We start from the raw sequence: 14,110 nt of genomic DNA, 5'->3' as shown, positions 1-14,110 counted from the left end.
GTGTCGTCGCGTTGCGGGGTGAGTCGTTCATGGGTGAGCAGTGGGAGTGGCGGCGGTGGGCCGGGGTTTGGGGGTTTGGGTTCGGGTTTGGTGTCGTCGTTGCCTTCTTCGCGTTCTTTCCCGGGTTGCCGCATGTCATCGACTGGGGTGCTCTTCTTGTGGCTCTGGGAATGGGGCTGCTGGGGCGGTGGGGTGGGCGGGCCTGGGTGAAGAGGCTTCGCGTGTCCCGGTGTTAGGGCGGCGGGACGCGATGGCCAGGCTCAGGGTCACCGCTGTCGAGGCCACCGCCGTCGCCGTCATCGCCGTTGCGGGCGACGTGAGTTGGGCGACCGTGCCCGCCAGGGTGGCGCTGACGCCCTGGAGGGTGAGCATGCCCGCGGAGTGCAGGCCGAGGGCGTGCCCGGCCAGTTCGTCGGGGGTCGAGTTCATCAGGTGCTCCTGCTGGACCAGGCTCGCGCCGAAGCCCACGGAGGCGAGGGTGACCAGGCAGGCGGCCACCGGTACGGGCGGGTGGAGGGCGAAGAGCAGGTACGGGCCGGCCAGGAGCAGAAGCAGCGGCGTGGCCGCCCGGCGCCGTACCGCCGGAGGCAGCAGACGGCCCACCGTCACGTCGCCGGCCAGCATGCCGAGCGCCGCACAGGCGAACAGCGTGCCCGCCGCGGCGGGGGCGTAGGAGACGTAGAGGGACTCGCAGCCGACCACCAGGCCGTTGGGCAGCCACAGGCCCAGGTAGGTCAGGCGGCGCCGGCGGGACGACCACAGCAGGGCGTTGGTGCGCCAGGTCGCCGAGACCGAGGGGCGGCCGGAGGCACGGGGCCGCCGGTGGGTCAGGCCGAGGCGGAGTACCGCGGCCGCCACCGCGTACAGCACGGCGGACAGCAGCAGCGAGAACCGCGCTGACAGGGCCGCCACCAGCACCCCGCCCGTCGCGAACCCGGTGATCTGCATGATGCCGCTCATCATGTTGAACACCGAACGCCCCAGCAGATAGCCGTCCTTGGACAGGATCTCGTTCAGCAGGCCCCAGCGGACTCCCCCGCCCAGGGAGGCGACCAGCCCCTGCGCGAGGACCACGGCGAAGACCGCCCACAGCGCCAATCCGGGCACCGCCAGCAGCGCCGTGCCCGCCGCGAAGGACAGGCACACGCCCACCAGCGCACGGCGCGGCGGCAGCCGGTCCGCGCCGGACAGGAAGAGGGTCGCGCCGAGCACCTGGGCCAGCGAGGGGCCGAACATGCTCACCGCGGAGAGCAGCGGCGAGTCCGTCGCCCGGTACACCAGGGTGCCGAGCGCGAGTCCGCTCGCCGTCTGGGCCACCGTCTGCGCGCAGGACGCGAGGAAGAGCGGGGTGAACTCCGGAGTCCGGAAGAGCTGTTGGTAGCTGCGCATGCGCCGGAGTCTCGGGCGGGCACGGAGCCAGTGGTTATTGTTTCGCACAGGTGCGAAAGGTCGCCGGGGGCGGGAGGGTCCATGGGCTGGTGGCAGGTCAACGCCGACACGCTCGCCGGGAGCCGGTTCCTGCTCTCGCCGCTCGCCGAGACCTTCGCGAGCCTGGAGCTGCTGCACGCGGGCACCGGCCATCACCCCGGCGAACAGGCGTGGCTGCGCGCGCACCTGCCCGCCTACCGGCGGCTCCTCGCCGACGACCCCGTCACCGCGCTCCTCGTCCGCGCCGGACTCGGCCGGGACTGGATCGCCGACTTCCTGACCCCCACGCCACGGGACGAGGAGTCCTTCGAGGAGGGGGTCGAGCGGGTACGCGTCACCGACCCGGCGGACGCCCGCGCGCACCTGCGGACCTCGCTCGCCGGGCCGCTGCCGGCCGCGCTGGATCGGGACGACCTGCCCGAGCGCGCGGCCCGGCTCCTGGAGTACGTCTGGGCGGACGCCGTACAGCCCTCCTGGGCCCGGCGGCGGCGCGTCCTCGAAGCCGATGTCGTGGCACGGACCGCGCAGGTCAGCCGGGGCGGCTGGGCGGCGGTACTGGACACCCTGCGGCCGGGCACGCGCTGGCTCGGCGAGAGCCGGTTCCAGGTCAACCTGCACGAGTATCCGCCGCGCGAGATCTCCGGCGCCCAGCTCGTCTTCGTACCGGTCACCCCGAAGGCCGGCTGGGTGTCGTGGGACGAGACGCGGCGCCGGTACGCCGTCGTCTACCCCTGCGCCGGCGCCCTCGCCGACACCGACGCCCGCCGCTCCGCGGTTCCCACGGGCCTCCTCGCACTGCTGGGCCGTACCCGCGCGCAGGTGCTGATCCTGCTCGACTCGCCGCTCAGCACCACCCAGCTGACCGCCGTGACCGGGCAGAAGCTGGGCTCCGTGGGCCGCCATCTGCGCGTACTGCTGGACGCGGGGCTGGTGGAGCGCCGCCGCGCCGGACGATCGGTGCTGTACTCGCGCACCGGGGCGGGCCAGGTCCTCGTCGAGGCGGCAGCCTCAAGGACGGGCGCCGGAGACGAGCCCGGGCAAGGAGACCGCCGCTCGGCAGTGCCACCCCCGCGCGGCTAGTGCTGTGGCCGGGAAGGTTTGCCGGGAAGCTCGCGGCGTCCGGTGCTGGGGGCACCTCCCACGCCGTTCAGGCAGTGGGGGAGCCTCGCAAGGCGGAGCATTGCCCGCGCTGGATGTACTCGGGTGATGCGACAACGCGGCGTGGGGGTACCCCCGGCCGAAGGCTGGGGGAGTGCCGTGCCGGGCGCCGCGAGCCGGTGAACCTTTCCGGTCACAGCGCTAGCATCCGCTCATGACCACTTCAGACAGCAACGGCGCCATCGCCCCGGACTCCCCCCTGGCCGTGGAGATCGGCGCTCTCCAGGACGGGCCGGCCGGCCTCGGGCAGTACGCGGGGCAGGTCGTGCTCATCGTGAACGTGGCGTCCAAGTGCGGGCTCACCCCGCAGTACGCCGGGCTCGAACAACTGCACGAGCGGTACGCCGGGCAGGGCTTCACCGTGCTCGGAGTTCCGTGCAACCAGTTCATGGGGCAGGAGCCGGGCAGCGCCGAGGAGATCGCCGAGTTCTGTTCCGCCACGTACGGCGTCACCTTCCCCATGACCGAGAAGGTCGAGGTGAACGGGGAGGGGCGGCACGCGCTCTACGAGCGTCTGACCGGCTTCGCCGACGCCGGGGGCCACAGCGGGGACATCCGCTGGAACTTCGAGAAGTTCCTGGTCGGCCGGGACGGCAAGGTCGTCGCCCGGTTCTCCCCGCAGACCGGCCCCGAGGCCGCCGAGCTGGTCGCGGCCGTCGAGCAGCAGCTCGCCTGACGGGCCCGCCCCACGCCCGCCCGCACGCGTCCCGCGTGAAGGGCTCGCCACCAGGGGCGTTCACGCCGAGGCCGTTCAGTCCGGAGCGAGGGTCTGGGGGCAGCAGTCCCCAGACCCCCCGCACCCGGCAGCGGTCACTTCAACTCGTCCGGGCACGGCGTGCCCCGCGGCAGCTGGTACGGCGCCGCCAGGCGGTACGTGCCCGCCTTCGGCGCGACCAGCACGGTCCACTTGTCGCCCTCGGCGTCCTGCTCCGTCTCCATGAGGCAGCCGTTGACGTTGTCGTACGTCTTCGGCTCGCCCTCGGCGCGGTGCTTGGAGGCGTCGGTCTCCTGGGGCGGCTTGAGGCTCTTGCCCTGCTCGTCGACGAGGCTCAGCCAGGGCGAGTACGGGATGCGGATGAGGACGCGGCCGGCCTTGCGCACCTGGAGGGTCATCTCGCCCTGTTCGGCGCGTTCGACGACCGCGTCCGGCTCGGCGAGCGACGCGGGGTCGGTGACCTTGAACAGCTGCCAGTTGGCGTCGCCCCAGACCTGCTTGAGGTACGGCATGCCCTCCTGCACCAGCGCGCGTTCGCGCTCGCCGCCGTTGCCGTCGACGTCGCCCTTGGGCAGCACCACGTAGTGCACCGCCCACCGCTGCAACCAGTCGTGGTAGTTCGCCGAGTTGAGCGTGTCGTCGTAGAAGAGCGGGTTGCGCTGCATGTCGGCCTGCCGGTTCCAGCCGCGGGCCAGGTTGACGTAGGGCGCCAGCGCGGAGGCCTCGCGGTGGGAGCGGGCGGGGACCACCTCGACGCGGCCCTTCTCCGCGCCCACCTGCTGCAACTGGTTGACCAGGGGGGCCAGCTCGCGCGCCCAGGAGGCGGCGGGCGTGGTGTTGACGATGTCGTCGACCGACTTGAACCCTATCCAGCCGACGAAGACGGCGACGGCCAGCACGATCGTGTACCAGGTGCGCGAGCGCGGGACCGCGAACGGCAGCGCCGCCACCAGGACCACCCCGCCGAACAGCATGGCCAGCCGGGTGATGTTGGAGCCGATCTGGGAGCTGATCAGCCAGACCATGACGACCGCCAGGCCGTACACCGCGGACGTGATCCGGACCGTCTTCCACTCCCGGGGGACGAGGACGACGGCGAACACGGCGTAGATCAGGGGCAGGATCACCGAGGCGAACGCCATCGGCTGGGTGCCGGAGAACGGGAACAGCCAGGCCGACGCGGCCACCACCGCGGCCGGGGCCAGGCCCAGCGCCCACGCGCCGGGCCGGCGCTTCTGGAGGAACAGCGCGACCGCGACCAGGCCCACGAACAGGCCCGCCACCGGCGAGGACATGGTGGCGAGAGCGGCCAGCGGGGCCGCGACCAGCGCCTTCGCCCAGCGTTTGAAGCGCCAGCGGTGCGGCCAGCAGAACACGGCCGCGACCGCGCCCAGCGCGAACATCGTGCCCAGCCCGAAGGTCACCCGGCCCGACAGCGCGTTGCACAGCAGCCCGAAGACGCCCATCAGCGCGGCCCACAACGGGTTCCTGACCGAGCGGCTGCGGATGAGCACCAGCGTCAGCAGACCCGCCGAGGCCGTGCCGGCGATCATCATCGTCGTACGGACGCCGAGGAGGGACATCAGATACGGCGACACCACGCTGTACGACACCGGGTGCATGCCGCCGTACCAGGCGAGGTTGTACGCCGAGTCGGGGTGCCGGCCGACGAACTCGGCCCAGGCGTCCTGCGCCGCGAGGTCGCCGCCGCTGTTGGCGAACGTGAAGAACCAGACGATGTGCAGCAGACCGGCCAGGACGGTGACGGACAGGACCGGGTGCCGCAGCATCCGCTCCCGTACCGCCATGACCGCTGACCGGGCGCGGGACCGTTCACCGTCCCGATGCTCCCCAGGGTCGCCCACCGGGCCACCCGGCCGCCCGCGGTCACCGTCCGTGTCAGACGTGGACGCTTCTATTCGCGAACGGTTCCCCGGGCCCGGATCGGCGTCGTCGGCGCGTGTCGGATCCGCTGTGGCCACCTGAAGGCACTCCCCGTGTCCTGTTTTCTCTGTTCGCCGCCGCGTCCCACGACCGGCGACGTGCCCGATTCGTGACGCTAGCACGCACCCCGCCGGGTCAGCTCCCGGGTGGGGCTGCCCGACGGGGTGCGCGGGGGCGGCGACGGCCGCCGGGTGGTGCGGGGGTCAGCCGATGCGCGTCAGCCTGGCCGGGAAGCCCGGCTCGGCGAGATCGTCCCGGAGGGCCACGGGCACCTGTACGGCGCCGTCCCCACCGTCACCGACGGTGAGCTTGCCCACCTCCGTGCCGGCCTTCGCGGTGTGCGGCAGTACGTCCGTGGAGAGGGACAGCTCGAGTCGCAGGCCGGCCCAGCCGACCGCGGTGACGTCCTTGGTGACGACGACCGGGGTGTGGCCGCCGAGCTGGTCGTCGACGTACCCGACGACGTCGCCCTTCTTCAGGATCTTCGCCGAGGTCGGCACGTCCTTGGCGGCGAGCAGCGCGGTCTTGCTGACCGCGTTGACCGTCGCGAGGATCTCCCGCTTGTGCTGGCCGAGGATCGCGCCGACGATGGTCACCGTCCGGCCACCGACCTGCTTCTGGGCGGCGAAGAGCAGGTTGCCGCCGGCCGCGGTGGTGGAGCCGGTCTTGATGCCGATCGCGCCGATGGTGTACGGCAACTCGTTGTAGTTGTTCCAGTACTTCCCGGTCGGGTCCGTCCAGCTGGCCGCGCTGGTGATGGCCACCATGGCCGGCATCGTCATGGCCGCGTTGCCGAGCTTCACCTGGTCCTCGGCGGTGGAGACGGTGGTCTCCTTCAGACCCGAGGGGTCGGTGTACGTGGTGTTCGCCATCCCGAGTTCCTTGGCGGTGGCGTTCATCTTCTTGACGAACTCCGCCTCGGAGCCCACGTCCCAACGGGCCAGCAGGCGCGCGATGTTGTTCGCGGAGGGGATCATGACCGCGGACAGGGCCTGCTTCTCGGTGAGGAAGTCGCCGGCCTTCATGGTGTTGAGCGTGGACTCGCCGGCCTTGTCGTAGCCGCCCTCCTTCTCCGCCGTCGGGTCGATCTCGATCTTCGGGCCTTCCTCGCCGGCCTTCAGCGGGTGGTCGCGCAGAATGATGTACGCGGTCATGGTCTTGGCGACCGAGCCGATGGCGACCGGCTTCTGCTCGCCGAAGTGGTCCATCGTGCCGACGCCGTCCACGCCCATCCAGCCCTGGCCCTCGTCGGGCCACGGCAGCTTCACCTGCTCGCCTGGGAAGGTGTAGGTGTCCTCGGCGGTCAGCGCGAAGGTGGGGTCGGGCAGCGGGCGCACGGCCTGCACGATCGCAAAGACGATCAGCAGGAGGACGACCAGCGGGGTCCAGATCTTGAGGCGGCGCACCGTGGTGCGCAGCGGGGTCTCCGGGGGCGGCGGAGTGTTCGTCAGCTCGGCCAGCAGGTCCAGCGGCGGCTTGGGGGGCAGCGGCTGCTGGGTGGTGCGCTCGGGACCGACCTGCGGGACGGCGGCCGTGGCGGCCGCGGGTACGGGCTTGGACGTGGGCGTGTCCGGCTGCGCGGGCCGCGGCTTGCGGGGCTGCGGGGAGTCGAGCGGCTTGAGCGCGACGAACTTGCTGGTCCGCTCGGCCTCGGACTCGGGCGCCCGCTTCTTGTCGCCGCCCAGCTTGAGCATGGTCGTGGGCTGGTCGACCTGGGGCTTGGCGGCGCCGCCGATCTTCAGCATGGTGGTGGGCTGGTCCACGGGCGGCTTCTCGTCCGGGGCCACCCCCTCCGAGCCGCCGTCACCGGCTCCGGGCTCGTCGTCCTCCGCGGCCTCATCGGCTTCGGCGCGCTTGCCGTCGCCGGAGCCCTTGCCCCGGCCGTCGCGCTTGGCGCCGTCGGCGTCGTCGGGCCCCTCGGCGTCAGCCTCGGGCTCAACGCCGTCCTTCGCACGCCCGGCAGCCCCGGGCGCGGCCTCGGCCTCGGCACGCTTGGCGTCGCCGGCTTCGTCGGCCTCGTCGGCGGCCTCCGCGTCGGAAGCGCCCACCGCAGCGTCGTCGGCGGCCTCGGGCTCGGTCCCGGCCTTCCCGCGCGCGGCGTCCTCGGGCCCCTCGGCGTCGGTCTCCGGCGCGACCCCGGCCTTCGTGGGCTCGGCATCGTCGGCGTCCTCGGCCTCGGCGTCCTGCGCGTCAGAGGCGGCCTCGGCCTCGCCGGCGGTCCCGGACTCGGCCCCGGCCTTCCCGCGCGCGGCAGCCTCCCCGCCGGAGGCGTCCTCCGAGGCCTCAGCCTCGGTGTCGGCCTCGGCCCCGGACGCGGCCCCCCCGTCCTTCTCGTCCTTCGCGTCCGTCCCGTCGCCGGAGGCGTCCTCGGTGTCCGCGCGCTTGTCGTCGTCCCCGGAGTCCACCCACGCGGCCACCGCCGCACGCAGGCGCGCGTCACCGGCCACGCCGGACCCGTCACCGTCGGCGGCGGCCTCCGCGGCAGCACCCGCAGTGTCAGCCGCATCGTCGGCGGCGTCTGCGGCGTCCGTCTTCGCCGTCGTCTTCACGTCCCGCGTCGAAAGCACCCGAGTGGCCGTATCGACCCCGCCGCGCCCCTCGGAGCCACCGGCCGAGCCCGGCTCACGGGACTCCGCCGACGCCCCGGACTCCCCCGTCAGCGCGAGCCGCGGGTCGCGGGCCTCGTTGCTGGGCTCGGGAACCGGACCCGCGCTCCCCGACGTCTTTTGTGCCGACGACTCGCGCTGCTTCGACCTGTCGGGGGACTCGCCCGCCACCGATGCCTCCTCATGTGCCGCACGCCCAACGTGCCGCTACCGAACCGTGAATCAGGATCTGAACCGCCACCCGGACGACGCTGTCGAACCCTTGGCCGTACCGCTGTCCGAACCATGTACCAGTGTCCTGTGTGCGGACCAAACCCATGCGGTAGACGAGAACGACATACCTACCGGTTCCCTTACGAACCGGTCACGCACCCTCGACAGACCAATGTGAGAGGGGTCACCCTGTCATTCATCCACGCGGGGAGGCATGGATGGGCAGGAGCCGCAGAACACTTCCGGAGGAGCTTCTGCTGCTGGCATTGGACCCGGCCACGGGTACCACTGCGCAGCCGCAGTCGCTCGACCTCGGTCTGGCCGGAGCACAGCTAGTGGAGCTGGCGCTGGCCGGACGGATAGCCCCAGACGGGGATCGTATCGCCGTGGTGGTGCCACGGCCGACAGGAGATCCAACTCTGGACTGCGCGTTGGAGTTGCTGCGAAGGCGCGGCGCTCCGGTACGGGCCGTCCACTGGATCGGCGGGCCGCGTCTCGGGCTGCGCCAGACCTATCTCTCGCATCTGGAGCGGTGCGGCATGGTGCACGCCGTGGCCGGCCAGATGTGCGGGGTGCTGCCGACGACTCGCTACCAGGCGACGGACACCGCCATCAGCCGGGAGATCAGGGCCCGGCTGGACTCGGCGATCCGCACCGGCGTACCGCCGGACCCGCGGACCGCGGCGCTCGCCGCGCTGGCGCACGCGGTCGGCCTCGGCAAGCACCTGTACCCCGGCAACGAGGGGCGGTCGTCACGGTCCCGGCTCAGGGACCTGATCCGGCACGACCCCATGGGCGGACTCGTGGCGCACGCCGTGATGGACGTCCAGAACGGCGTGGGGGCGCAACCGCGCCGTGGCGCGGCCTCGGCGGTCGGCCGCCAGGGCGGGGCGGGCACCAGGCCCGCGGCGGAACCCGCCCGCGGCGTTCCGATGCAGCCACGCCGCGGTTCCATGGTCCGTGCCGTGGCCCACTGAGCCGCACCGTGCAGAACAACGCCGCACCGCAGTCCCCAGCCCCGGAGTGACGGTCCGGGAGCCGCAGGATCGACAGGGGCGGCGGGAACGTACACCTCGTACGCGTCCCGCCGCCGCTTCGGCCTTGCTCCGGAACGGAGTACGTGCCCGAACTGACGTGTACCCGCTGCATATCCGGCGTTTCCCAGCGGTAGTAAGCACCTTGGTGGCAGTCTGCTCAGCAGCAGATACGCAAAGTAGAGGCATGCGGCCGGAGGTGCACGTCCCGTGGCGTCCAATGTGAATCCCACTGTCAGGCGGCGCCGGCTGGGCCAGGAGTTGCGCAGGCTGCGCGAACTCAAGGGCATGACGGCCGAGGAGGTGGCCGAGCGGCTGCTGGTGTCGCAGTCGAAGATCAGCCGCCTGGAGAACGGCCGGCGCAGCATCAGCCAGCGTGACGTGCGCGATCTGTGCGGCGTCTACGAGGTGGAGGACCACCGGATCGTCGACTCGCTGATGCAGATGGCCAAGGACTCGCGCCAGCAGGGCTGGTGGCACTCCTTCGGCGACATCCCCTACAGCGTCTACATCGGCCTGGAGACTGACGCGGCGAGCCTGCGGATCTACGACCCCCAGGTCGTTCCGGGGCTGCTTCAGACCCGCCAGTACGCGGAGGCACTGATCTCCGGTGCCCTGCCGGAGACGGCGCCCGCCGACATCGAGAAGCGGGTGCAGGTCAGAATGCGTCGGCAGGAACGAATCTCCGCCGCCGAGAACCCGTTGCGACTGTGGACGGTCCTGGACGAGGCCGCCCTGCGCCGGATCGTCGGCAGCCCCGCCATGATGCGGGAGCAGTTGGAGCACCTGGTCGAGCAGTCCCAACTGCCGCACGTGACCGTGCAGGTCATCCCGTTCGACATGGGCGCGCACCCGGGCCTCAACGGCCAGTACGCGATCCTCGAGTTCCCGGACACGGCGGACTCCAGCGTGGTCTACATCGAGGGCGTCACCAGCGACCTGTATCTGGAGAAAGCGAACGACGTCCAGAAGTACAGCGTGATGTACGAGCATCTGCGGGCGCAGGCCCTGAACGTGGAGCAGTCACGTCAGTTCATCGCGAATATCGCCAAGGAGCACGCGCGCTGAGCACCACGGCTTGAAGGTGCCGCACCGTACACCTTCACTACGCCAAGGCGGAAGACTCCGTTGGAATATGCCATCCGTAAGGATGAAGCGTCGCTTCGGACTTGGAGCGCGGCGGGTAGCGTCGATCACGCCATCGAGCACAACGTTGGCGCAAACCACTCCACTCGCAATCCGGAGCAGAAATGGCAATTCGTCAGGGCGCCACGGAGACGTGGACCAAGTCCTCGTACTCCACGGGCAACGGCGCGTGCGTCGAAGTCAAGTCACCGGTGGCCTCGGCCATGGCGGTCCGGGACTCCAAGGTCCCCACGGGCCCGGTGCTCGGCTTCCGCGCCGACGCGTGGAACACCTTCGTGACGTCGATCAAGGCTTGAGAAGACGACACCACTGCACGACAACCGCAACAAGCGCCAATTGATGAGCCCTCTCGACGAGTTCGCCGTCCTTGCCGAGGGGGCTCCGCTTGTGCCCGGACCCGCCCGATCCACTTTCACGTACATGAACCAAAGCCAGTAAGCAGAACATCTTTGCCTGCTCTTGACCTGATGCTTCCTTGTCGTGCCCACGCCACCGACCCACGATGAGCCTGGAAAGGAGCCCATGAACCCATGAACAGTCTCGACTGGGCCGTACTCATCGGCTACTTCGGTGTCATGGTGGCCATCGGCGTCTGGTCCCACCGGCACGTCGACGACGTCAGCGACTTCTTCACCGCGGGCGGCAAGATGCCCTGGTGGCTGTCGGGCATCTCGCACCACATGTCGGGCTACAGCGCGGTGATGTTCACCGGTTACGCGGGCATCGCCTACACCTACGGTGTCACGTCCTTCGTCACCTGGTCCTTCCCCATCGCGCTCGGCATCGCCATCGGGTCGCGGCTGTTCGCCCCGCGGATCAACCGGCTGCGGTCCCGGCTGCACGTCGCCTCACCGCTCGAATACCTGAAGAACCGCTACAACCTGCCCACCCAGCAGGCCCTCGCCTGGTCCGGGATGCTGCTGAAGGTCGTGGACGTGGCCTCCAAGTGGGCCGCCATCGCCACCCTGCTGTCCGTGTTCACAGGTATGTCCCTCAACCACGGCATCCTGATCACCGGCGTGATCACCGCCGTGTACTGCACCATCGGCGGTCTGTGGGCCGACGCCCTCACCGAACTGGGCCAGTTCGTCATCCAGCTCCTGGCCGGCATCACCATGTTCGTGGCCGTGGTCGCCGAACTCGGCCCGCACGGCGGCTTCTTCGGCGTCTGGGACGAACCGGCGCTGCACGGCCACGCCAAGCCGCTGGTCGGCCCGTACGGGACGGTGTTCCTGCTCGCGTTCCTCTTCATCAAGCTGTTCGAGTACAACGGCGGGATGCTCAACCAGGCGCAGCGGTACATGGCCACCGCGTCCGCCCGTGAGGCCACCCGCTCCGCGCGGCTGTCCGCCGTCCTGTGGCTGGTCTGGCCGCTCGTCCTGTTCTTCCCGATGTGGATGTCACCGCTGCTGGTCCACGCGCAGAAGCCGGACGGCTCCGACTCCTACGCCCTGATGACCGAGCAGTTGCTGCCGCACGGCCTGCTGGGCCTGGTGATCGTCGGCTTCTTCTCGCACACGATGGCCATGTGTTCCTCCGACGCCAACGCCATCGCGGCCGTCTTCACCCGGGACATCGCGCCCGTCGTCTCCGCGCGGGCACGCGCCTGGAACCAACGCAGCGGACTGGTCGCCGCCCGGCTGACCACGGTGGTCTTCCTCGCGCTGTCCATGGCGGTGGCCACCCAGGTCAACTCGCCGACGTTCAAGGACATCATCACCGTCGTCATCAAGTGGGTCGCCGGTCTCATGGGACCGATCGCCATTCCGATGATGCTGGGTCTGCTCCGCCCGTTCCGCCGCTCCGGTCCGACGGCGGCGCTCACCAGCTGGGCGGCCGGGCTGCTGGCCTTCTGGCTGGTGAACTACCCGATCGACTGGAACGTCGACGGCGGCGTGCCGTTGCAGTACCAGGTGTCGGTGCCGCTCGCGGTCTCGCTGGTCCTCTACATCGGCATCGGATTCGTGAAGCCGGAGGACACACCGGAACGGCTCGCGGTCATCGAGAAGGTCAACACCGACGGGGACGGCGACCGGGCGGCGGCCGCGGTACCGGCTCCGGCGGGCGCGGGCGACGACGTGGTGGGGAAGCAGCCGTAGCGGCGCGCGGCCCGGGCGGCTACCGGGCCCCCCGCGGATAGCGTGCCAGCCACCCCGGGGAGGACCCGGTGGGCCCGTGCAGCGCGGGCCCCTGGGTCATCTCCATCGCGAAGTCGTCCGCCAGGGCCAGCAGAGTGGGACGGCCCTCCAGCTCGGCCAGCCAGCCCGGCGGGAGGGCCGTCTCTCCGTGCAGGGCGCCGAGCAGCCCGCCGGTGAGGGCACCGGCCGCGCCGGAGGACCCGCTGTGGTTCACCGCCAGGCACAGCCCGTGGCGTACGTCCTCGCTCACCAGCGCGCAGTACACGGACACGGCGAGCAGCCCCGCCGCCGTCCCCTCCCCCGCCAGCTCCTCCACCCGGTCCGGGGTCGGCATGCCCTGCCGTACCGCGCCCAGCGCACGCTGGAGTGCGTCCGACACCGGCTGGTGGCCGGGGCGCACGGCGAGCAGCGCCAGCGACTTCTGCACGGCGCCGTCGAGACTGTCGCCGCGGGCGAGGGCGTGCACGATCACGGCGTAGGCGCCGGCGGCGAGGCAGGCGGTGGGGTGCCCGTGGGTCTGCGCCGCGCACTCGACGGCGAGCTGCACGACGAGCTGCGGCTCCCAGCCGACGAGAAGCCCGAAGGGCGCCGACCGGGCGACCGCCTCCGGACCGGCCTCGGCGGGGTTCTTGGGCGCCTCCAGGGTGCCCATGGTGTCGTCCCCGAACCCGGTCAGCAGCGGCCGGCTGGGGCTGCGCCGGGCGTACAGCCACTCCTCGCGGGCCAGCCAGCCGTCGTCCTTGCGCCGCTCGTCGGGCCCCCAGTCCCGCTGGGTGGCGGCCCACCGCAGGTACGCGCGGTGCACATCGGTGGGCGGATGCCAGGCCCCGGTGTCGCGGCGGACGTGCGCGCGGATGAGCCCATCGAGGGAGAACAGGGTGAGCTGCGTGAGGTGCGTGACGGCTCCGCGGCGGCCGTGGGCGGGCGCGAGTTCGCGGATCCCCTCGGGTCCGTGCGCCTCCCTGATCGCCCCGAGGTCCAGGAAGTCCACCGGCGCACCAAGGGCGTCCCCCACGGCCACCCCGAGCAACGTTCCCCGCACCCGGCTCCGGAAGTCCTGCTGCTCGCCACGCCCCCAGACGACCCCGGACGTCGCACCCACGCTGAGACCTCCCCGGCAGTTACCCGTCCGTACGCACAACAGTTCAGCACTGTAATCGAACAGGGATGGTCGGTTGAGGGGACGGAAAGGTAGGGAAATTGTGATGGGCAGGATCCCGAAAGATCGTTTTCATCCGTACCAGGTCACGTACTCGGCATTGTGGTGGTAATCCCACACCCAGTCCGCCACCACCCCGCCTCCGCCTCGGCCGCCTCCCGAATGGCGCGAATGTCGGCCATGGCGTGAGCCGGGTCCTGCTCTCCCGCGTCCACAACCCGTTCCCACTCTCACCGTCGGGCGGCGCGCTCCGGGTGCCGTTCGATCGCCACGAATACCGCCCAGGAATGTACGAAGTCCCTCAGCGGCGCGAGGCTCTGTGTGCGCTGAGCGTTCGTCGCTGCCTCGAACAGGTGATGGGTGAGAGCAGGAATACGGCTCGGGGCGATGCGTGAGATCGCTGCCCGCAGGCATCCGGAGCGGGTTCGGGCATGGGCCTCAGGTGCACGACAGAGTGATCAGTGATCCGCGGGAAGCCCAGATCCTGGAAATGCGCCATGGATTGATCCGGGCGCAGGCCCTCGCCCCCCGGGAGTCACGGGCGTTCATCGAAAAAATGTGGGGAGAAC

General features: G+C 71.0%; 10 protein-coding genes and 1 pseudogene. 7 read left to right on the top strand and 4 right to left on the bottom strand.

The window, feature by feature from the left end:
- Positions 1-135: 135 nt before the first annotated feature.
- On the bottom strand, positions 136-1,389 hold the full coding sequence (locus ACIQMV_RS24270; RefSeq protein WP_402595451.1) for an MFS transporter: 1,254 nt from the start codon (positions 1,387-1,389) through the stop codon (positions 136-138).
- A gap of 81 nt (positions 1,390-1,470) precedes the next feature.
- Here ACIQMV_RS24270 and ACIQMV_RS24265 point away from each other — a divergent pair, with 81 nt between their 5' ends.
- On the top strand, positions 1,471-2,508 hold the full coding sequence (locus ACIQMV_RS24265) for a helix-turn-helix domain-containing protein (RefSeq protein ID WP_402595449.1): 1,038 nt from the start codon (positions 1,471-1,473) through the stop codon (positions 2,506-2,508).
- 232 nt (positions 2,509-2,740) lie between these two features.
- Positions 2,741-3,262 carry a glutathione peroxidase gene (locus ACIQMV_RS24260; protein ID WP_402595447.1) on the top strand — a complete coding sequence of 174 codons (522 nt, stop codon included), beginning with the start codon at positions 2,741-2,743 and terminating at the stop codon, positions 3,260-3,262.
- Between the two features lie 134 nt (positions 3,263-3,396).
- Here the strand turns inward: ACIQMV_RS24260 and ACIQMV_RS24255 are convergent, their stop codons facing one another.
- Together ACIQMV_RS24255 and ACIQMV_RS24250 are read right to left on the bottom strand one after the other, a co-directional pair.
- Positions 3,397-5,283, bottom strand: a complete 1,887-nt coding sequence (locus ACIQMV_RS24255) for an MFS transporter (RefSeq protein WP_402595445.1) — start codon at positions 5,281-5,283, stop codon at positions 3,397-3,399.
- A 165-nt stretch (positions 5,284-5,448) separates the two neighbouring features.
- Complete coding sequence (locus ACIQMV_RS24250) at positions 5,449-8,022, bottom strand: D-alanyl-D-alanine carboxypeptidase (RefSeq protein WP_402595443.1); 2,574 nt, start codon at positions 8,020-8,022, stop codon at positions 5,449-5,451.
- 260 nt (positions 8,023-8,282) lie between these two features.
- Between ACIQMV_RS24250 and ACIQMV_RS24245 the strand changes: the two genes are divergently transcribed.
- The 4 genes from ACIQMV_RS24245 (at position 8,283) to ACIQMV_RS24230 (ending at position 12,343) form a co-directional block, all read left to right on the top strand.
- On the top strand, positions 8,283-9,041 hold the full coding sequence (locus tag ACIQMV_RS24245) for a GPP34 family phosphoprotein (RefSeq protein ID WP_402595441.1): 759 nt from the start codon (positions 8,283-8,285) through the stop codon (positions 9,039-9,041).
- Between the two features lie 267 nt (positions 9,042-9,308).
- Complete coding sequence (locus ACIQMV_RS24240) at positions 9,309-10,166, top strand: helix-turn-helix domain-containing protein (RefSeq protein ID WP_402595439.1); 858 nt, start codon at positions 9,309-9,311, stop codon at positions 10,164-10,166.
- Between the two features lie 182 nt (positions 10,167-10,348).
- A complete protein-coding gene (locus tag ACIQMV_RS24235) occupies positions 10,349-10,540 on the top strand; it encodes a DUF397 domain-containing protein (RefSeq protein WP_402595437.1) in 192 nt (63 codons plus the stop codon).
- 234 nt (positions 10,541-10,774) lie between these two features.
- Entirely contained in the window at positions 10,775-12,343 is a 1,569-nt protein-coding gene (locus ACIQMV_RS24230; protein ID WP_402595435.1) for a sodium:solute symporter family protein, read from the top strand.
- Between the two features lie 19 nt (positions 12,344-12,362).
- Here the strand turns inward: ACIQMV_RS24230 and ACIQMV_RS24225 are convergent, their stop codons facing one another.
- Positions 12,363-13,484, bottom strand: coding sequence for an ADP-ribosylglycohydrolase family protein (locus ACIQMV_RS24225; protein ID WP_402595433.1), 1,122 nt, complete (start codon positions 13,482-13,484; stop codon positions 12,363-12,365).
- Between the two features lie 496 nt (positions 13,485-13,980).
- On the opposite strand from ACIQMV_RS24225, the pseudogene ACIQMV_RS24220 reads away from it, so the two are divergent.
- Positions 13,981-14,109, top strand: a pseudogene (locus ACIQMV_RS24220) (transcriptional regulator); the annotation flags it as partial.
- Position 14,110 lies beyond the last annotated feature (1 nt).

It is taken from the genome of Streptomyces sp. NPDC091412, from assembly GCF_044756885.1.
In the GTDB taxonomy this organism is placed as follows: domain Bacteria; phylum Actinomycetota; class Actinomycetes; order Streptomycetales; family Streptomycetaceae; genus Streptomyces.
The sequence above is the reverse complement of the archived record's forward strand: the minus strand, read 5'-3'. Positions and strand labels throughout refer to the sequence as shown.